At 45.8% G+C, this 20,793-nt stretch carries 16 protein-coding genes; 13 read left to right on the forward strand and 3 right to left on the reverse strand.

The features are described 5' to 3' along the window. Nucleotides 1–25: 25 nt before the first annotated feature. The 10 genes from CH367_RS06145 to CH367_RS06190 all read left to right on the forward strand — a co-directional run bounded on the left by CH367_RS06145 (nucleotide 26) and on the right by CH367_RS06190 (nucleotide 13,082). On the forward strand, nucleotides 26–706 hold the full coding sequence (locus CH367_RS06145; protein ID WP_244284511.1) for an isoprenyl transferase: 681 nt from the start codon (nucleotides 26–28) through the stop codon (nucleotides 704–706). Further along, nucleotides 699–1,613, forward strand: a complete 915-nt coding sequence (locus CH367_RS06150; protein ID WP_100761613.1) for a phosphatidate cytidylyltransferase — start codon at nucleotides 699–701, stop codon at nucleotides 1,611–1,613. Before CH367_RS06145 ends, CH367_RS06150 begins: the two co-directional genes overlap by 8 nt. Nucleotides 1,614–1,618: 5 nt before the next feature. Then, complete coding sequence (dxr, locus tag CH367_RS06155; RefSeq protein ID WP_100761614.1) at nucleotides 1,619–2,788, forward strand: 1-deoxy-D-xylulose-5-phosphate reductoisomerase; 1,170 nt, start codon at nucleotides 1,619–1,621, stop codon at nucleotides 2,786–2,788. Next, a complete protein-coding gene (locus CH367_RS06160) occupies nucleotides 2,782–4,509 on the forward strand; it encodes a site-2 protease family protein (RefSeq protein ID WP_100761615.1) in 1,728 nt (575 codons plus the stop codon). Before dxr ends, CH367_RS06160 begins: the two co-directional genes overlap by 7 nt. Before the next feature lie 5 nt (nucleotides 4,510–4,514). After that, the gene (locus CH367_RS06165) at nucleotides 4,515–6,248 is read left to right on the forward strand and encodes a proline--tRNA ligase (protein ID WP_100761616.1); all 1,734 of its coding nucleotides are present in this window, start codon (nucleotides 4,515–4,517) and stop codon (nucleotides 6,246–6,248) included. A gap of 2 nt (nucleotides 6,249–6,250) precedes the next feature. Continuing rightward, nucleotides 6,251–7,453: a tryptophan synthase subunit beta gene (gene trpB / locus CH367_RS06170; RefSeq protein WP_100761617.1), complete on the forward strand. Its 1,203-nt coding sequence runs from the start codon at nucleotides 6,251–6,253 to the stop codon at nucleotides 7,451–7,453. Continuing rightward, a complete protein-coding gene (gene trpA, locus CH367_RS06175) occupies nucleotides 7,450–8,244 on the forward strand; it encodes a tryptophan synthase subunit alpha (protein ID WP_100761618.1) in 795 nt (264 codons plus the stop codon). Before trpB ends, trpA begins: the two co-directional genes overlap by 4 nt. A 78-nt stretch (nucleotides 8,245–8,322) precedes the next feature. Beyond that, on the forward strand, nucleotides 8,323–10,635 hold the full coding sequence (locus CH367_RS06180) for an adenylate/guanylate cyclase domain-containing protein (RefSeq protein ID WP_100761619.1): 2,313 nt from the start codon (nucleotides 8,323–8,325) through the stop codon (nucleotides 10,633–10,635). 30 nt (nucleotides 10,636–10,665) lie between these two features. Continuing rightward, entirely contained in the window at nucleotides 10,666–12,570 is a 1,905-nt protein-coding gene (gene dxs / locus CH367_RS06185; protein ID WP_100761620.1) for a 1-deoxy-D-xylulose-5-phosphate synthase, read from the forward strand. Between the two features lie 35 nt (nucleotides 12,571–12,605). Beyond that, the gene (locus CH367_RS06190) at nucleotides 12,606–13,082 is read left to right on the forward strand and encodes a tetratricopeptide repeat protein (RefSeq protein ID WP_010575381.1); all 477 of its coding nucleotides are present in this window, start codon (nucleotides 12,606–12,608) and stop codon (nucleotides 13,080–13,082) included. Nucleotides 13,083–13,264: 182 nt separating this feature from the next. Here CH367_RS06190 and CH367_RS06195 read toward each other — a convergent pair whose 3' ends face one another. After that, nucleotides 13,265–13,813 (reverse strand): hypothetical protein, encoded by a 549-nt coding sequence (locus tag CH367_RS06195; protein WP_100761621.1) that lies wholly within the window; start codon nucleotides 13,811–13,813, stop codon nucleotides 13,265–13,267. Then, a complete protein-coding gene (locus CH367_RS06200) occupies nucleotides 13,810–14,277 on the reverse strand; it encodes a hypothetical protein (RefSeq protein WP_100761622.1) in 468 nt (155 codons plus the stop codon). The genes CH367_RS06195 and CH367_RS06200 overlap by 4 nt, the downstream gene beginning before the upstream one ends. Nucleotides 14,278–14,442: 165 nt before the next feature. Here CH367_RS06200 and CH367_RS06205 point away from each other — a divergent pair, with 165 nt between their 5' ends. Further along, on the forward strand, nucleotides 14,443–15,129 hold the full coding sequence (locus CH367_RS06205) for a hypothetical protein (protein WP_100761623.1): 687 nt from the start codon (nucleotides 14,443–14,445) through the stop codon (nucleotides 15,127–15,129). A gap of 47 nt (nucleotides 15,130–15,176) precedes the next feature. Here the strand turns inward: CH367_RS06205 and CH367_RS06210 are convergent, their stop codons facing one another. After that, nucleotides 15,177–17,702, reverse strand: coding sequence for a cyclic nucleotide-binding domain-containing protein (locus CH367_RS06210; protein ID WP_100761624.1), 2,526 nt, complete (start codon nucleotides 17,700–17,702; stop codon nucleotides 15,177–15,179). A gap of 179 nt (nucleotides 17,703–17,881) precedes the next feature. Here CH367_RS06210 and CH367_RS06215 point away from each other — a divergent pair, with 179 nt between their 5' ends. Further along, entirely contained in the window at nucleotides 17,882–19,051 is a 1,170-nt protein-coding gene (locus CH367_RS06215; RefSeq protein ID WP_100761625.1) for a DUF1343 domain-containing protein, read from the forward strand. A 216-nt stretch (nucleotides 19,052–19,267) separates the two neighbouring features. Further along, nucleotides 19,268–20,743 (forward strand): CARDB domain-containing protein, encoded by a 1,476-nt coding sequence (locus CH367_RS06220; RefSeq protein WP_100761626.1) that lies wholly within the window; start codon nucleotides 19,268–19,270, stop codon nucleotides 20,741–20,743. The last annotated feature ends 50 nt before the right edge of the window (nucleotides 20,744–20,793 follow it).

The raw sequence follows: 20,793 nt of genomic DNA on the forward strand, positions 1-20,793 counted from the left end.
TCTCCCCAAACATATCGCCGTCATCATGGACGGCAACGGCAGATGGGCCACCGCCCGAGGAAAATCCAGATCGGAAGGTCATCGGGAAGGTGCCAACGCGATCGATCGTCTGATGGACGCGAGTTTAGAGCTGGGCCTAAAGAATATTTCCTTATACGCGTTCTCGACCGAGAACTGGAAACGACCGATCACCGAAATCCGTTCCATCTTCGGTCTTCTCATCGAATTTATAGAAACCCGTTTGGACACGATTCACGAACGTGGAATCAGAATTCATCATTCCGGTAGCCGAAAAAAATTAACCCGAGGCGTTTTGGACAAGATCGACTTCGCGATCGACAAAACCAAAAAGAACAAAAACCTCACGGTCAACTTTTGTTTGAACTACGGTTCACGGGACGAACTTCTACGGGCGGCTCAGGAGCTGTTTTTGGAAAGAAAACGGTCCAAAGTTTCCTTTGAAAAGCCCGTGAAAGAAAAGGAACTCGAAAAATTTTTATATACGTCCACCCTTCCTCCCGTAGATTTACTGATCAGAACGGCGGGGGAGCAAAGGCTCTCGAACTTTTTATTATGGCAGTCCGCATATGCGGAACTGTATTTTACCGATACTCTCTGGCCGGATTTTGACAAAACATCTCTGGTGGATTCCTTAAAATGGTACGAAACCAGAACCCGAAAATTCGGAGGACTTACGAATGGGTGAAACGTCCAAAAGACTCGCTTCTGCGGCTGTGCTCGTAGTACTTTATCTTTTTATGATATTCTATGCGGGTTATTATTACCTGCAGACTTATTTGATTCTTCTTGTAGGCGGCTACGTCGGAATCAAGGAATTTTACAATCTTGCGGATCGCGGGGACGACGGTAAACCGTTTCGGGGAACGGGAACGTTCTTTATGTTTCTCATTCTCACGTTTTATTATTTCCGTTTTATGGGCGCTCAGAACAAGTTCGAGCCGCCGCTTTTCTTTTTGATGCATATCAAGTATTTCATTCCGCCGTTCGACGCGGTTCCTGCGGCTCTGCTTTTGCTGTTTATCATAACGTTTACTCTGCAGATCACCAGACGCCCGTTAGACGGAGCGATCTTTTCGGTTTCTTCCACGTTTCTCGGAGTGTTTTACACCGCGGTTCCTCTCGGACATCTGATGCTTTTACTCGGAATGGGGCAGGGGATCTACTACATCATTCTCGTTTCCGTGATCACATTCTTAACCGATGCGGGCGCGTATTTCGGAGGAAGATGGTTCGGAAGACATCCGGCCGGTCTTGCGATTTCCCCTAAAAAAACCTGGGAAGGTTACGCGACCGGGATCGTCACCGCGATCGGTTCGGTTTTTATCTTCAACGCGATCTGGGAAAATTTCACACACACGGCTTCGGCGATTTCCGGAGTGGAAGTATTTTTGATTTCGGTTATCATTTCTCTCGTGAGTGTGATCGGCGACTTATTGGAATCCGCTATGAAACGAGACGCAAAGATTAAGGATTCGGGTTCTTTGATTCCGGGTCACGGAGGAATGCTCGATCTCGCGGACGCTCTTTTGATCACCATTCCCGTGTTGTATTATTATCTCCAAATCAAGGGGAATCTTGGATTCCAAGTCTAATCGGTATGACAACCTCCGTCTGTCTTCTGGGTGCGTCGGGTTCCGTAGGAGAATCCACTCTAAAGGTACTGCGCGTCTACCCGGAAGAATTCAGACTTCATTCTTTCAGCGTTCATTCCAATCTTGAAAAAGCGAAAGAGATTCAGAAAGAATTCTCCCCCGACTTTATCTGCGTTAGCGACAACCGCGCGGACAAATCCGTTCTCGGAAACAAAATCGGTAAAACACAAATCCTTTACGGAGAATCTTCCCTATCCGATCTCGTAAAAGAACCCGACGTGCAGATCGTGATCACCGCGATCGTGGGTTCGGTGGGTTTGCGCCCGACCATCGCCGCGATCACCGCCGGAAAAAGATTAGGAATCGCTAATAAAGAAACGTTAGTCACGTCTGGACCTCTCATCAATTCCTTGATTGCAAAACACAACACGAAGGTCGTTCCGGTCGACTCGGAACACAACGCACTCTTTCAACTTCTCGAATCGGTAAACAAAAACGCTCTGGAAAGAATCATTCTCACCGCGTCGGGCGGGTCATTTCGGGACTTACCGATCGAACAGATCGCGTACGTCACAAAGGAACAAGCTCTTCATCATCCTACTTGGAACATGGGTCCGAAGATCACGGTCGATTCCAACGGAATGATCAACAAAGGTTTGGAAGTCATCGAAGCGCATTTTTTGTTCGGTGTTCCGTATGAAAAGATCGGAGTTGTGGTTCATCCGCAAAGTGTGGCGCACGGAATCATAGAACTCAAGGACGGAGCTTCCTTTGTTTACGCTTCTTATCCGGATATGATCTTTCCGATCGCACATTCTCTCTTTCATCCGGAACCTGTCCCGAAATTACTTCGGTCTCATCCTGCAACGGATTGGGGCAAACTCGAATTCAGAGAACCCGATCCTAAACGGTATCCGGGGCTGGGGCTCGCATTCGAAGCGGGAAAAGCGGGCGGAACGGCTCCCTGTATTTTTAACGCGGCCAACGAAGCGGCCGTGGAATTGTTCTTAAAGGACGGAATTCGTTTTGCGGAAATTCCCGATTACATTCGGGCCGCGTTAGACGAAATTCCGATCGAGTTTCCGGATTCTCTCGAGGAATACGAGGAAGTCGATCGAATCGCCCGAGAAACCGTCAGAAAACTGAAAGCAAGGAAGGCAGTATCCGCATGTTAATCATGGTATTAGGCGCCGTATTTATGTTGGCGATTTCTATTTTTATCCACGAGTTGGGTCATCTTCTTTGCGGAATGCTCGTTGGCGTTAAGGCGAGAATTTTTTCGATCGGATACGGAAGAGGGATTTGGAAAAAGAAGGTCGGTGAAACGACCTATCAGATCACGGCGATCCCGGTCGGAGGTTACGTTCTTTTTAAGGGAGACGATTACGGCGGAGAAGTAAAGGGAGAACCGGGCGAACTTCTTTCCACACCACCTCTCAAAAGAATGATCCCCGTTCTCGGCGGACCTCTGTTCAACCTATTTCTAGGTTTTGGAATATTATTAGTTTTGAATTTTCTCGGACACAATCCTCCGGGAAACAGAATCTTCATCGATCCCGCCGATCAGGAATTCTCCGCCGCGTATCAATCGGGGCTTAGAACCGGGGATAGAATTTTAAACATCGACGGAAACAAAACCGAAAAGTTCGAAGACATCGTGACTAACGTAGGTTTGTCCTCCGGAAACGCACTCAAGATCCAAGGCGAACGCGACGGCAAGGCGCTGGAATGGAGCGTAACTCCTCGCATCGTATACAATCCGAAACGTTCTTCCGGAATTCCCACGATCGGCGTGGAACCGTTCGGAGACAGAAGAGTGGTCGCGACGTTCAGTTATACGGAACAGTTTCAACACTGGCTTTCTTCCAAACTCGATAAAACGCATGAAGCGGAGAATTACTACCAAGAACGTCTGAAAAAAGCCGTAGAAGGCAGAGACATTCCCGCGGAAGTTCTTTTGGAAAAAGAAAAGGAAGAAAAGGAAAATCTTCTTCGTTCCCGAGCGCTCAGTTACTTAAACGACGGGGACGTGATTCAAAGCATCAACGGAAAAACGATTTCGACGGTTGGCGAACTTCAGAAAATTCTCGGGGAACACCAAAACCAAAAAGTCAGCATCGTCATCGATCGTAAAACCTATCCTTTGGTCAATCCTTGGTCCACCGAAAACGTGACCGTGGAAGTTCCGGTACTCGGAGCGAATATATTAGAATTTAAGAATTTAAGAGATCAAAAATATCCCGAGCTGAAACTCGAATCGTATCAGTTCGCAAGTTACGATCCCGAACTCGGTCAAAAACTTTTGAACTTGGCCGTGGACGGAAAAACGTTCCCGAGTTTCGAAGAACTTCTCGCTTATATCAAAAACAAAAACGGCGAAACGATCACCGTGGATATGGGAAATCTCAGATTGGAAGCCGAACCGAAAATTCGTCCGATCGGACTTCTCGGATTCAGACCGAACATGAAGTTCAATCCGGAGCCGATGGCGCGCGATCTCGGATTTTTCGAGTCGTTCACCGTTGCGGGAAAGGACGTTTATGAAAACGTGGAAACCACTCTCAAGGGAATCGGTATGTTGTTCTCCGGAATTCTTTCCGTAAAGGACAGCCTTTCCGGACCGGTGGGAATCGTTTCCTACGCGGGAATCAGTTTGGAGATCGGATGGGAAACCTATCTCGAGTTTGTCGCAAGGATCTCGATTGCTCTGATGATAATGAATTTACTTCCCATTCCGATGGCGGACGGTGGACATATCGTATTGTATGCGTATGAAGCGATCACCGGAAGACCACTTCCGGGAAAAGTGATCGAGTCGATCTTTCGAATCGGATTTTTATTCTTACTCGGGCTCGGACTCTACGTCACCTTCAACGATGTAATGCGAATTTTCTAAAACGCATGAAAGCATCGAAATATATTCTTCCCACAGAAAAAGAAAATCCTGCGGACGCGGTAGTCGCGTCCCATCGTCTTATGATCCGCGCGGGACTTGCACGCAAGTCTTCGGCGGGTTTGTATTTTTATCTTCCTCTCGGACTTAAGATTCTTCAAAAGATCAAACAGATCGTTCGCGAAGAAATGAACAACACAGGCGCGCTGGAATTCGATCTTCCGATTTTAACTCCTTCCGAACTTTGGGAACAAAGCGGAAGATGGAACGCGATGGGAAAGGAAATGTTCCGCATCAAGGACAGACACGATCTTTCTTATGCGCTCGGACCCACACACGAAGAATCCTTTAGCTCTCTCGTAAAACCTTTGTTGAAATCATACAAGGATCTTCCGATCAACGTATATCAGATCCAAACCAAATTCCGCGACGAGATTCGTCCTCGTTTCGGTGTGATTCGTTCTAGAGAATTCGTGATGAAGGACGCGTATTCCTTTCATATCGACGAGGCTTCTCTCGACGAAACGTATCAAGCGATGCGAGTCGCTTACAGAAAAATTTTCGATCGTTGCGGATTGAAAACGATTCCGGTCCAAGCGGATTCTGGAAGTATGGGCGGCTCCGCGTCGGAAGAATTTATGGTAGTTTCTCCCATCGGAGAAGAAACATTACTTTTATGTAATTCTTGCGGATACAGCTCGAACAGCGAAAAAACTCCGTTCATATTCAAAAAAGAGAATATAGCTCCGGCCAAACTCGCCGAAAAAAAAGAGATCGCAACTCCCGGTAAGAAGACGATCGCGGAAGTCAGCGCGCTTTTGGGAATCACGGAAGCCGAAACGATCAAAGCGGTCGCGCTGAAATCGGATAAGAAAAAGATTCTCGTCTATTTGCGCGGGGATCTTGAACTCAATCTTCATAAACTACATTCTCTGCTCAGAATCGTGGACTCGGAACCGATGACCGACGCGGAAATCCGCGAACTCGAACTCGTCCCCGGTTTTATCGCACCGATTGCACCGAACGACAAGGTAAAAGTTTTATACGACCGTTCTTTGCAAAAAGATTATCCGTATGTGGTCGGCTCGAACAAAGAAGACTTTCATACACAGGGTTTCGTTCTCGAAAAAGAAATTTCCGGACTTCCCGAATTCGCCGATGTCGCATTAGCAAGAGAAGGGGATCTTTGTCCGAACTGTGGAACTCCTCTCAAAGCCGAAAAAGGAATCGAAGTAGGACATATCTTCAAACTCGGCGAAAAATACACGAAGGCTTTCGGGATTCAGGTTCTGGATCAAAACGGAAAAGCCAGAACTCTTACGATGGGTTGTTACGGAATTGGGGTCAACCGCACGATGGCTACCGTCATCGAACAGTGCAACGAAGATAAAGGAATTTTCTGGCCGATCAGCATCGCACCTTTCGAAGTCACACTCGTGAGCATCACAAAAGGCGAGGAACAGTATTCCAAAGCGGAAGAATTTTATAATGTTCTAAAGAACGAAGGAATCGAAATTTTCTGGGACGACCGCGACGTGGGACCCGGATTCAAACTCAAGGATTCCGAACTGATCGGATTTCCGATCCGAGTTACGATCGGAAAAAAATTCTTCGAAAACGGAGAGATCTCGATCTACAACCGCAAGACCGATAAAGAAGAATCTTTTGCGTTCACCGGATTCGAGGATCTTGTCGCAAGAGTGGAAGCGCTTCGTCAGGAGCTCTTCGGCGAATTGGAGTAGTTATGGGAAAAGAACATCATTTCGGAAAAGAGGGTTACTTCGGAGAATTCGGCGGACGTTATTCTCCCGAAATTCTTCACGACGCGCTCGTGGAACTCGAAGCCACGTATAAAAAACTGAAGAAGAGCAAACACTTCAAAAAAGAACTCGAGTATTATCGCAAAAATTATATCGGAAGGCCTTCTCCGCTTACTCATGCCGAACGTCTTTCCAAGGCTTGGGGCGGCGCGAGAATCTGGCTGAAACGCGAAGACCTCAATCATACCGGAGCGCATAAGATCAATAACACGATCGGTCAGGTGTTGATCGCAAAGGCGATGGGTAAAACAAGAATTATCGCCGAAACCGGAGCGGGACAACACGGGGTTGCAACCGCGACCGTGGGCGCGATGTTCAAAATGGAAACCGTAGTTTATATGGGCGACGAGGATCTTCGTCGTCAGGAACTCAACGCGATCCGCATGAGAATGATGGGCGCGAAAGTAGTCGGAGTTTCCAGCGGAACCGCGACTCTCAAGGACGCGACGAGCGAAGCGATGCGCGACTGGGCATTAAACGTTTCTAATACACATTATATCGTGGGTTCTTCGATCGGACCACATCCGTTTCCAACGATCGTTCGCGATTTTCAATCCGTGATCGGAATTGAATCCAGAAAACAATTCAAAAAAGTAAACGGAAAACTTCCGAACGCGGTCATCGCATGTGTGGGCGGAGGATCGAACGCGATCGGAATGTTTTACGGATTCCTCAAAGATAAAAAAGTAAAACTCTACGGAGTGGAAGCGGGCGGTTATTCTACAAAACCCGGAGAACATTCGGCGACGATCCAATTCGGAAAAACTGGATTCCTACACGGAACCAAAACTCTCGTGATCCAAGACGAGGCCGGTCAGATCGTTCCCGCTCATTCCGTTTCCGCCGGACTTGATTATCCGGGAGTCGGACCGGAACATGCGCACTTTCATAAAAGCGGAAGAGTGACATACGCGAACGTTGACGACGAAGGTGCGTTAGACGCCTTTCTTGAAGTTTGCCGTATAGAAGGAATTATTCCCGCGTTGGAAACATCGCATGCGTTCCGTTATGCGAAGGATCTCGCGAAGACGATGGGAAAAAAAGAAGATATCTTAATCTGTCTTTCCGGAAGAGGGGACAAGGACGTCGCCGAGGTTGCAAGACTTCGCAAAGGAGAATTTGTTTGAGCGCGATCGCTTCCGTATTCTCACAAGAGAAAAGTGCATTCATTCCTTACATCTCTCTCGGTGATCCCGATTATGAATCCTGCGTAGCTTGGGCGGACGCGCTCATTCGAGGCGGCGCCGGAATTTTAGAACTTGGAATTCCGTTCACCGATCCGACCGCGGACGGACCCGTAATTCAAAAGGCGTTCAAACGCGCGCTTGCACATCCGTTTTCCATGAAAAAAATTCTCGAGATCACCGCGGAGATTCACAAGTTGCATCCGCAAACTCCGCTTGTGTATCTGACTTACTTCAATCCCCTCTATTCTATGGGACTTGAAACCTTCGCGGAGATCGCGAAAAATTCCGGCATTCAAGGATTGATCATTCCCGATCTTCCGTATGATACCCCGGAAGCGGAAGAATTCTTCACTCAACTCGAAAAAAGAAAGATCGATTTCATCCATCTTGTAACACCCGCAACGACCGAGGAAAGAATCAAATCTATGAAGTCTCTCGCGTCCGGTTTTATCTACTACGTGACTTCGTACGGAGTTACGGGAGAAAGAACCGCGATCGCAAACGGACTTCAGGAAAGAATCAAACTCGTAAAAAAATTGGTCTCCCTTCCGGTCTGCGCCGGTTTCGGAATTTCTACAGCCGATCAGGCGAAAGAAATTTCCGCATACGCCGACGGTGTGATCATCGGTTCCGCGGTTCAGAGAATCATCGAGGAACACGGCTCCGATCGGGAAACCTGTGTTCAGAAATTATTTTCCTACGCTACGTCCGTGCGTTCTTCCATGAGATAATTTCCGGGCGAACCCGTAAAATATTGACGAAACTCCGACGGATTGGATACTGTTCCCCGATCTAATCCGGAGGAGCGCATGAGCGAAACCAAACTGAAAATCACTCCAATCCATATCGTCTCTTTAATTTTGGGACTATTGGGTATCGTTCTCATTTCCTTTACCGCCTTTTTTCCCAACTTCTCGCTCAACACGGAATTCTTACTGAGCGGATTCGGTTTGCTCGTAGTCAGTTCTTATCCGATCTACAAGTTCATCGAAGCGAACACCGCCGATAAACAGAAGTCGGGAAGCGTCTGGCTCGCGGTCGTAGTTTCGCTTACGATGTTTTTTCTGTATCAGATCTTCACTCCACTTTCCGAGTTGGAAGAATCTTCGGTTTCTTGGAGATTCACACTCTTAAGAGCGGGAGTCAACAAGAGCGAAAAGGAATCCGACGAAGGAACGATCGAATACACTCGTTACAATCCTCCTCCCGGTGCGAGACAGGACATTCAGATCATCGGGATCACCACCACTTCTTTGGAAAAACTTCAGGGAAGATGGCCTCTTCCTTGGAAATATTACGCAAACATCATAGACATTTTCAAAAACACTTCCAACCAGTTGATGTTCGATATTTTCTTCGTGGATTACAAACCCGGACAAACGGAAGAAATGTCCGAGGCTCTTGCAAAAAATCCGCAGGTCATGTTTGACTACCCGATGGAAACGAGTTTGGAATCGAAAAGTTCGATTCTCAATTTGGAAAAAAGAATCGAAGTTCTTAGAAAATTCAAACTGGAAAACGTGGAAGATCCGGGCGACACCGGAAGATCCTGGTTGAAATTTCCTCAGCCTCCGATCGAGCCGGTCGCCGACAAGGCATCCGGATTAGGATTTGCGAATATTAAAAAAGATGAAAGCGGTTTGAACCGACGTATGCCTCTCGTCGCAAAACTTCTGAACGCCGGACCTCTGCGAGAAACGGAATATTATCCTTCCATCGACTTGATCATCGCTTGTAACTATCTCGGAGTGGACGTAAAAAGAGACGTTCACGTTGTGATGGGGAAACACGTTAAGATCAAGAATATCCCGCAAAAAACCCTGACCAACTTCAACCGCAAAACCTTGAAGATGGAAACCAAGGATATCATGAATCGTCCGAACGATACGCGCGAGATCACGATTCCGATCGACGACGACGGACAGATGCAGATCAACTTTCCGGGCGGACTCTATTCTTTCCGCGCTCATGAAATTTTCGAAGCGGCCACCGAATGGAACGAAGAAACCGCGTCCCAGTTCCAGAACACGATCTTTCTAGTGGCGATGTATTACGCGACCGGAGCCGGAGCCGCAAAAGATACGCACTTATCTCCTTTCGGAGACATGTCGGGGATCGAACACCACGCCGCGGCGATCAATACCATTCTCAACCAGGACTTTCTTTTCGAACTTCCGCTTTGGGGAGAATTTTTGATTCTGATCATCGTGGGTATTTTGGCGGGAATCATTCAACCCCGACTCAAAACTTGGCTTGCGTTTATTTTCTTCTTAGCGACCGCGTTTTTGTATTCCGTGATTACGCTCGTAAACTTTTCTGAACTCAACTTGGTGCATTTGTACCCGACCGTGATTCTCGAGCAGTTGTTTATCTTCATCGGACTCATCGGGTTTAGAATCTTAACCGAGGAAGAAAACGTAAAATACATACGAAGCACGTTCTCGAAATTCGTTTCCAAAGACGTCGTGGACGAACTTTTGAAAAATCCGGACAACTTAAACCTCGGCGGTTCCAAACGGGACATCACCATCTTCTTCTCGGATATCCGCGGATTTACTACGATGTCCGAAAAAATGGGACCGGAAGAACTGGTTCAATTCTTGAACCAATACCTTTCCGAGATGACCGAGATCATCATTGAATTTAAGGGAACGATTGATAAATACATGGGCGATGCGATCATGGCATTTTGGGGGGCACCCGTGCCTCTGGAAGATCACGCTTATTATGGATGTGCGGCCGGACTCGCTCAAATGAGAAGACTCGCCACCCTTAAGGAAGAATGGAAGAGCTTGGATCTCCCCCAAATGGATATCGGAATCGGACTCAACTCCGGTCCTGCCGTCGTCGGAAACATGGGGAGTTCCCACAGGATGGATTACACCTGTATGGGAGACACCATCAACCTTGGATCCAGATTGGAAGGAACGAATAAAGAATACGGAACCCATATCATTATCTCCGAGTACACCTACGAAAAGGTAAGGGACAGGGTCGTCGCAAGAGAACTGGACTTGATTAAAGTGAAGGGAAAAACTCAACCCGTTCGCATTTACGAATTATTGGATTTAGTGAACGAGGATGACCTCAAACTTTTAAGAAAACCTTTGCAGGCGAACTAAAGACTTATAAAATTAGAATAGAAAGTTTTCATGCAACAGGAACCAACTCTGCTGGATAACATCCATTATCCGGCCGATCTCAGGAACATACCTTTGGAAAAACTTCCGAAGGTATGCGAAGAGGTTCGAAATTACATCATCGACACTCTTTCGGGAGTGGGCGGACATTTTGCGAGCAATCTGGGAGTGGTAGAACTCACGGTCGCACTTCACTACGTTTTCGATACGCCGAAAGACCGGCTCGTTTGGGACGTGGGTCATCAAACGTATCCTCATAAAATTCTCACCGGAAGAAAGGACAAACTCAAGACCGTCCGAAAGTTCAACGGACTTTCCGGGTTTCCCAAAAGGGAAGAATCTCCGTACGATCTTTACAACACCGGTCACGCGGGAACCTCGATTTCTCAAGCGCTCGGAGAAGCCGCGGCTCGTGATCTCGTAAAAGACGATTACAACGTGGTCGCGATCATCGGGGACGCGTCGATCGCAACAGGTATGGCTCTCGAAGCGATGAACCACGCTGGACATTTGAAGAAGGATATGATCGTTATTTTGAACGATAACTTCATGTCCATTTCCAAGAACGTGGGTTCGATCTCGAATTATCTAAACAACATCATCACATCCCATTTCTACAATCACTGGAAACGTATATTTTATACTTTTCTAAAGTGGTTGCCGATCATCGGACCCGCGACCGAAAGATTTTTCAAACGTGTGGAGAAAGGGTTTAAGGATGTATTGACTCCCGGCGGACTTTTCGAGGATCTCGGATTCGGATATATCGGACCCGAGGATGGACACGACGTGATCCGTCTCGTAAAGATGCTCGAAAAAGTGAAGAAGATGAAAGGACCGATTCTTTTACATCTCATCACTCAAAAGGGAAAAGGATACGATCCTGCGGAAAGAGATCCGATCAAATATCACGGTGTTACTCCGTTTCGAAAAGAAGACGGCGCTATGGACAGCGGAGATTCTTCCAAGATCGCTTACAGTAAGATCGTAGGAAAGATGTTGTCCATTCTCACCGAAAAAAATCCTAAGATCGCGGCGATCACACCCGCGATGATCGAAGGAAGCGGGCTGAAAGAATACGCCGAAAAATTTCCGGAACATCTTTTCGACGTGGGAATCGCGGAACAACATTCGGTTGCGTTTGCGGGCGCGATGACCAACGGTAATATCGTTCCTTATATGTGTATTTATTCCACATTCTTAACTCGAGGAATGGATCAACTCGTGGAAGACGTTTCTTTGATGAATCTTCCCGTAAGATTCGTGATTGATCGCGCGGGTTGTGTGGGACCGGACGGGGAAACTCATCAAGGTTTGTTCGATCTTTCTTATCTTTTAGGACTTCCGAATATGGACGTCTTTGTTCCGTCGAACGGACAGGATATGATCGATTCTTTGCGATGGATGGAAACGTACGATAAGGCTCCGATCGCGATTCGATTTCCGAAGGCGAGCGTGGATATAAAAACCCTGGACTTTTACAAAGAATCTCCGATCAAACCCGGAACGTTTCGTGTTCTCAAAAAAGGAACGGACGTCGCACTTTTGTCGATCGGTTCCATGCTCGACGAAGCGAAGAAGGCTTCCGAAATTCTCGAGGCGAGCGGATTCGGAGTCACACTCATCGATCTAGTTTGGTTGAGACCTCTCGGAGCGGAAGCGCTCAACGAAGAATTGTCTCATGTCAGACATTTTGTAATCCTCGACGAAAGTTATGTCGACGCGGGGGCTTCCGGTTATCTTCTGAATCGGATTTCACCGGAGAATTTGTCGAAATACGTCAAAACGTTCGGGTTTCCTCCCGAGCCGATTCACCACGGAGAAAGAAAGGAAATTTTCCAAGCTTACAAACTGGACGCGCCTTCGATCGCCGAACAGGTAGCGGAAGCTTTGAAAAAAAACTTAATCAAGCCTTGAAGGTTCCAAACCGAAAATCAAAGTAAAAACGGGTTATGGAATTGGAAAACTTTACTCCTTCGGATTTTCTAGAAGCGGCGAAATATTTTTACAAAACGGGCGATTCGGACAGAGCCGAATATCTGTTTAAACTTTCTCTGGAAAACGAAGAAAGCCACGAAGCCTATTTCTTTTTGGGTTTAATGGAAAATCAAAAAGGAAACCCCGAAAAGGGTCTGATGCAATTCTACAAATCCGTGGAAGTCAATCCGAACTACGGAAATCCTTGCAACGAAATCGGAATCATTCTTTTGAGAGCCGGTAAGGAAACCGAAGCCGTTTATTGGCTGAAAAAATCACTTCGTTGCGAACTCAACGACGCGCCTCATATTTCCCTCTACAACCTTGCGACTCTTTATAAAATCTGGAATCGTCCCGAAAGATCGCTTCAATATCTGCATCGTGCGATTTTGATCAAACCGGATTTCGAGGAAGCCAGAAAACTCAAGGAAGAATTGGGATCTGCGATTTGATCGTTGTCGGGATTTTGTAGAAGTTCCGACAAATTTTCCGTAATACAAAACAGCCCCCACCCGAGTTAGGGTGGTGGAGGTGGGCCTTGTGGGAAACGTTCCGGAAATTTCCCTATATCAGAAAAATAACTGAATCACAAGAACAAATTTGGTTCTACGGTTTGTCGGAGCTCCGACAAACATCATTCTTCCTGAACGACCGAGCTAAACTCCGACGGTAGCGGAACTCTCGGGGATTCTCCCGATTCCGGAATCTCGATTTTTTCACCGCGAAAACGAATTTCAGTTCCGTTTTTCGTTTCTTCCAAGTAAGGACTCAGGTCGGAAAGACAATTTCGATCCGGTCTAAACTTTAGTTTTTTATAATGTGTCGTTCTTGCAAAAAGACAACCGTCCTTGTCCAACGCGAAAATCAATTCATGCAAAGAATAAGAGATTTCGGACTCCGAAAGAAAGACTAACGTGTCTTCCGTTTCGTTGCACGAGACGAGATGAATCGGATAACCGTCCAGTTCGAGATATCCGTTCTCTATAAATTCTCCGAAACGATTGTCTATGTAGATTCCGATCTCATCCTCTTTTAGATTTTGGCGAAAGTAGGAGAGAACTTCCTTTTGATCGATTCGATTTCCTCTGAAAATCCAGCGATCCTCGCTATCCACGAATATTTCACTGTTGAATTTGCGGGGAGAATTGGAACCTTGAGCGTCCGCTGAATCGGAATTCTTCATCGCTGATTGTCCTTATAACGATAAGCCACACCTTCGATCACACCCATTTCGTTGTTCACGAATCCGATGGCGACGGTGTTCCCGTCTCCGTTTCCGGATTGAACGAGAGTGGGAGGTACGTTTACGATTCCTCTTCCCGTAAATATAACTCCGTCCATGTGGTTGGAATACAGCTCTTTCTTGAGATCAACAATCAGATATTCGGGGATTCTTCCGTCCGCAAAAGAACGAATTATAATTTTACCATAAGTGCGATAGGGCTTCGGAGGAGAAGAATTTCGGATTTCGATTTCGTTCCAGGAGCTTTTATGAGAAAAACCGAATTCTTCTCTCAAAACGGTTTCCGGAATAAATTCTACGGACTCGCAAGAAAAAAGAGTGGAAAGTAGAATCGGTACCGAAAGAATCTTCGCAATCCGTAAAAAGAAGCGAAATCGGGAAAAAGTTTCCGTTTCCGGATGCATGATTCCATTCAGAAAAATTGGAAATAAGGCGCAAGTGTTTTAATCTTGTTTCTCGTTTATCGAGAAGCGAGTTGTTCAAAATAAAATAGATGTTATGATAAAACGGGATAAGGGAAACCAGTTCGGATTTCGATCATTCGAGTCGTACCGTCCTTAAAACTTCAAATGGAAGACACAGAGTTAGAAAAAAGATCGAGAGAAAACGTATTAAAGATCGGTTATTGTTCTTTGGACGAAATCGAAGAAAAGGTCAAAGCGTTCCGAGTGATGAACCAGAACGCGGCTAAAAAAAGATACATCATTACAAGAGAACCGATATTGGATTCCGTCGGTAAACCGATTCTCGCTAAGGCCGCGGAAATCGACATCTCAGCGGCGAAACTTCTTCGCAGACAGTTTAAAGGCGCTCAGATGTTTAAGACGTTTCAACCCGACGAGGGGATCGTCATCATCTCCGATATGACTTCCGCAGAAGGGGTTTCCTTTACGATGGATATCGTAACTCAGATCATGAACCTCGGAGGCGGGGCTTACGAAGGTTTTATCGATCGTGTGGACAGCTTCGGCGAGTTCATCAATCTTTTGAAAAAGTCATTATTCCCAAAACTGATCATCATCGGTTATATTCCTCAGAGTCAAGTTCAGTCGGAACTGTTGAATTTCGTTCGAGTAAAACGTGTGGATAATTATCTGCGTGCGATCGAACTTTCACACAGTCTTTTTAAGCCGACTCCGTATTTTCCGAAAATCAAACAGGTGGAAATCTCACAACACGATCCGAAGAGTTGGGGACGTTTTGTGGTCGAGATCATCCGAGAATATACCCGACCTTATCTTTTGGAAGAAGTTTAAAGTCTAAGCCGTTTTCGGTTCTGAACCACAACGGCGAAGTTATCCGTTTAAACCTTATAGAATTCTAAGTTGTCACGCAACGGATCGGGAAGACTTCCCAACGCGTTGATGTACTTCTTATAACGGTTTTCCAATTCAGTATATTTACGATTTCTAATATTGATGAATCGGTTGTGAATCTCGGAGAAAGCCGGGGTTTTCGAAACCTTATCTCGGACTTGTTTGCTGAAAGTAATATGTCTGTAGAAAATTCCACGAACGACCTTGTTGAGACGTTGAACCCCGTCCGATTCGTACTTCATCCAAAGCTGATAGTCGTTCGCGAAGATATCCCTGTCGTTCCGAAATCGTTTGAAGTCGCCCGCTAACTTCTCCTTGATTTCGATCGAAAGATCCTTGTTCTTTTTAAAGAACTGAATGTAGTCCGTATAATCCGCAGTAATCGAAGGGTTTCCTACGTTGTTCCATTCCGCACCGAGAATGGACTTGGTAAGTTCCCAACGGAAAGCCGCGAGCGCGTCCGCTACCATCGTTTTGAGATCGCCTTGTGCGAAAATCGGAAGAACGATTCTTCCCGGACTTTCTTTGGAACCGGCGCCCCGATGAACGGAAAGATCTTGCCACATCATCACCTTGGTTCCGATGGAAGGCACAAGAATAAAATCCGGGATCACAGCTTTCTGAATAAATTCTTTTGTAATACCAAGATCGTTGTTATTGTAGATCACTTCTCGATGGAAGATGGAATAGTCGACCGCCAATAGATCGTGCACCACATCCTCGAGAATCTTTTTTGTCACGTAGGACTTATCGATCGCCATCTGGCTATGAAACTTGGTAAGAATCGGAAAGTGAGTCGCTGGACTTCCTGAAGTGAGTCTAACGTTGGCCTCGTAAAGAGAAGCGAATTCGAACTTGAGTCTTGTTTCCGGATTGTCCAGTTCTGGCGGAATGTCGGATTCCTTTTTGATGTTGATGGTTCTATTCTCCATCTTCACCTTTTCGAAAAAGTTCTGTCCCATCTCGTCGAGGGAGGTCGGTATTTCCCTTTTATAAATTCTCTCCAACCACTCCGTTCCGAGCGAAATCGGAATGTCCGAACTGAAAGTCGCCGGATCTTTTTGAGTGTACATAAACGCGATCTGCGAATCGTCGAGCATCGTCTCGTCGAAGAAACCGTATTTCAACATAAGATCCACGGCTTTCGGAACGTTGCGGTTGGACTTCATGTATTTCGAAAAACATTCCTGATACATATCCCAGTAATGTCTGCTCAGAGTTCTACGAACTTTTCTGTTGTCCCCTTCCGGATCGAGAGGGTTTTTCAAACTCTTAACCTTTACCATCAAGGCTGAGAATTCTTTTACCTTCTCGGCTTCCAAACCGGAGAATTGAATGATAACGGAAGCGGAGTTGTCGAGTTCCTTTCGAATCGCGGCCACGTCCACGCCCGCGGCGATCGTGGACGCGGAAGGAGCTTGAACCTTCGGAGCGGTTTCTTCCATCTTTTTCGCAAGAGCGCCCGCTTTCGATTGAAACGCCTGTGCGTTCGGAGAAAGACCGGAAACCGGAACTCCGAAAAGAGTCTGATGCCCGTTTTTATACTTTTCGATCTTAGTCGCAACGGCGCCTAACACGGGCACTACGTATTCCGCGGGAGCGGTTCCGTATCCCGAGGACGTGATATCGAGTATTAGATAGAATTTTTCTACGAGGCTATTCTCTCCCACGAAGAAGATACGAAACGCATCGTCCAAATCGGTAAGACACGTTTTGAGAATACCTGAGATTTGATCCAAGACGTTTGAAAGTTTGGAACAAACGTAAGTAAGCATGGAAGGATCCGCGGTGAATAACGCGTTGAGAATCTTAGGATCCTGCATCACAAGTTTTCGGATAAAGTTGAATTCTCCGTCCTGAAAATCGATTTCTTCCGGATACAATCGAGTGAGTTGGGATTCGTGCTCTTCTTCCAAAAATTGAGGACTTGGTCGGTCGGGAAGAAGACCTCCGTTGTCAAAAAATAATTTCAGATTTTCTCTGCACAAACGCATGACCGGATCGACCACTTCGGCGGAAACTTCCGGGATCGGAGCGCCGGGTTTGATGTCCGGAAACACGTTCGGATTAAATTGATAGTAAAGAATGGAAAGGTTGTCGTTTACCTTTTCGATGTCCGACGCGATTTTACGAATCTGATTGGATTTTTTAAAAAGTTCGGTGATTTCCCGAAGCAAAGTTCTCGCGACCATCAGCCCGAGTGAAACTCGAGACCCCACACTTTTACCGATCGTTTCGCGGTTCATCGCGTATGTGGAAATCACGCAGGCTTCTTCCGCTTGAAGATGGAACGGATATCTTCCGCTCGTAAAAAGCGCAACGGAACCCGGAGTCAAATTGGCTCCGTTCAATTTAAAAAGTTCGAGCTTTCTTCCGCCTGGGGCATCGGTCAAATAACGAACCGTTCCACTGTGAAGCACGTTTAGAGTATTTGCGGGAGAACCTTCCGGAAACAATAAAGTTCCTGCGGGAGCTTGGGCTTGTTGTTGTGGAACTGAGGGATCAAATGCCATAATTAGATTATCGAGGGTTAAATGAAAAAGAAACTATTTCTTATTCATAGAGAAAAGACTTTTTTTAGAGAGGGAATTAAAAAACCGACCTTTGAGGATCACGCGGTTCGAATAAATGCGGAAAAAATAGAATCCCTTCTTTGAGAATTCCGATCGATTCCCGTTAAACTTGACTCCTTATGCCTCTTGAAAACCATACGGGAAGAATGAATAAAATCGAAAAGTTACTCCGCGTTTCCAGGATCGGAATGATCACCAATCAAAGCGCTTTTGGGCCGAACGGAGAATATCATTTTCAAGCCGTTCATAAACGTTATGATCTGAAAAAAATCTTTCTTCCGGAGCACGGACTTTTCGCAGAACTACAGGATCAGGTTTCGGGTTCGAATCTGAAATACAATCTGGATAACGTCGAATTCGTCAATCTCTACGGGGATCACGAATCGAGTTTGGTTCCCGATTCGGTTTCATTGGACGGATTGGACGTAGTCGTCATAGACATAAGGGATGTCGGCGCGCGTTATTATACGTTTCTGACGACCGCTTATTATTTTTTGGAGGAGATCAGTAAGTGGAATTCTTCCGGTAAAAAAGAAATTTCCGTGGTCGTTTTCGATTCTCCAAATCCCGCAGGAAAAAAGATAGAGGGTTCTCCGCTCGGAAAAGAATTCGAATCCTTCGTCGGCGTACGAACGGTTTTACACCGTCACGGATTGACTCCGGGAGAATTACTTTCGTATTATCAAAAAGAATTTTCCTTAAACGTTAAGATCAGAATCGAACGTAAGAATTGGTATAAAAAAAGGGATTCCGAATTTCTTTGGATTCCTCCTTCTCCGAACATTCCGTTTCGTTCGACTTGTTTCGTATATTCGGGTCAATGTCTTTTGGAAGGAACCAATCTTTCGGAAGGAAGAGGAACCACAAGACCTTTTGAAACTTTCGGCGCGCCCTATATCGACGAACAAAACGATAGAATTCGCAAGGCTTTGGAAGAATCTCAAAAGGGAAGTGCGGTTCTGCGGCCTTTGAAGTTCATTCCCACATTTCACAAACACAAGGATACGATCTGCGGCGGTTATCAGATTCTTTTAAAAAAACCGGAGAAGTTTCACAGCCTTTTCTTTTCTCTCAAATTGATTCGTATGTTACGGGAAGAATATCAAAACGGTTTCGAATACAGAGCCGGTGCGTATGAATTCCGATCCGATCGTCCCGCCATAGAATTGCTCGTAGGAGATCGTTTCTTACTGGATTATCTGGACGGAAAACACGAAGATTCCATCGTATTCGATTATTTGAATGAACAAGAACGGGTTTGGAAGAAAAAATGTAAGTCGATCTTGTAAGTTTGAATTACAAATCGATTATGATCGAAACGTTTCTTACATTCTTTTTGCAAAAAAAATCGATTCTAAATCGAACATTGAACCTTTCATCGTGAGTTTTACTTACGTTTAGTAGCTATGTTATAATCTGAATTCTATCCTTTGTCTTCGAAATACAAAATCAGTCGTTTCTTATGTGTTAGAAAAGAAGCCTGAGCATTTTTTTAGGAGACTGTAATGAAAGAATTCTTACATAGGAAGGCAATCAAGACAATCGTTTTGTTTGCATTGTTCCTGTCGTTGTATTGTGAAGGAAAAAAGGGAAGCGACAACTCGGCATTGTTGTTGCTTTTGAATTCAGGGTCGTCGTCCGAAACAACCGGATTGACCAGCGCGGATACTTCCGTAGTCGTACAGGAAACGGAAATTCAATCGTTGGAATCTCCGCAAAATTCCGAAAAAAAAGAAGGAAAAGCGGAATTGATCATTCTCAATCCGTATTTCTCGGTGTGGAAAGACAACCAAGATAAAAACAAATGTATTTCATACTTCTCTTTTACGGTTAAGAATATCGGTAAAGGAATCTTGAATGCGAATTCCACGTTTGAGGCGAACGTGATTTCGCATTATAACGTTAAAGGGACATCGACGAGCGGAGGAGGATCCCGCGGTTTAAATCAGTTAAAACCGGGAGAAACTCAGGACGTGGTTTTCTTTGCAGGTTATCCGATCGGGGACATCGACGATCCACGACACGTTTTGAAAGTATCCACGGAATTTCACGGCGTTCAGGACGGTGCGATCGCAGAGAGTAAGATTTCTCTTTCGTCCTCGAATTGCGCTTTGGAAACGAACGAATCCGGTTCTCCGGACTTGGCGGTTGTTCTGAGCGGAGTCGACGATGTGCTTCCGGGTGAGGACATTTCCTCTAAATTAAAAGTGAAGGTTCTCAACAACGGAAATTCTTCAGCGGAAGGAAGCAATCCGCATAACAAAGGTTATATGGTAGATTTGATTCTTTCCAAGGATTCGATCGTTCCGGAAGGTTATGCGTCTTATTCGAGTAATTTTAAAGAGGACGTTCTGCTTGGCGGCGGAAGAATCAGCAACACTCCGGATCTCGCGGGAGGAACATACGCATTCGTCAGCGAAGGAGCGAATCTGATTCCGAAGGACGTTCCTTTCGGTAATTATTTTCTTTGTGCGAGAATCGATCCCGGTTCGAAAGTCGCAGAGTCGAACGAAACCAACAACACCGTTTGTGTTCCGATTCAAGTGCAGAGTACGGACCAACCAGATCTTATCGTTCCTCGCGCTTCCATTTATCCGAGTGGAATGAAATGTAGGACCGGAAAACCGATGATGTTCATCACCGCTGAAGTAAAGAATATCGGCAAGGTTGCAAGTCCCGAAAAACTAAACGTGGGTCTTTTGAACGCTTTGGATTCTCATGGAGAAATATGGGGTCAGGGCAACGGAGTTTGGGGAAATGGAATCGGTCTTCAATCGATTGAACCCGGGCAAACCATAGAGGTTACGTTTCCGATTTATTATCTCGTCGTCGATCCGATTCACATGGAAGGTAAACACGTTTTTGATTTAAAGGTCAACCGCGGGAATTGGATCCACGAATCGGATCTGAAGAACAACACGTATAAAAAATCCCTTGAGATTACGATTCCGGAAGGTTATTGCAAAGATCATCCGGGTTGATTTCGTTTTTTAGTTTTGAGTTTGAATTTCTCTCCAAGCCGGGTCCGTCA

Origin of the sequence: Leptospira barantonii (assembly GCF_002811925.1) — a bacterium.
Taxonomy (GTDB): Bacteria; Spirochaetota; Leptospiria; order Leptospirales; family Leptospiraceae; genus Leptospira; species Leptospira barantonii.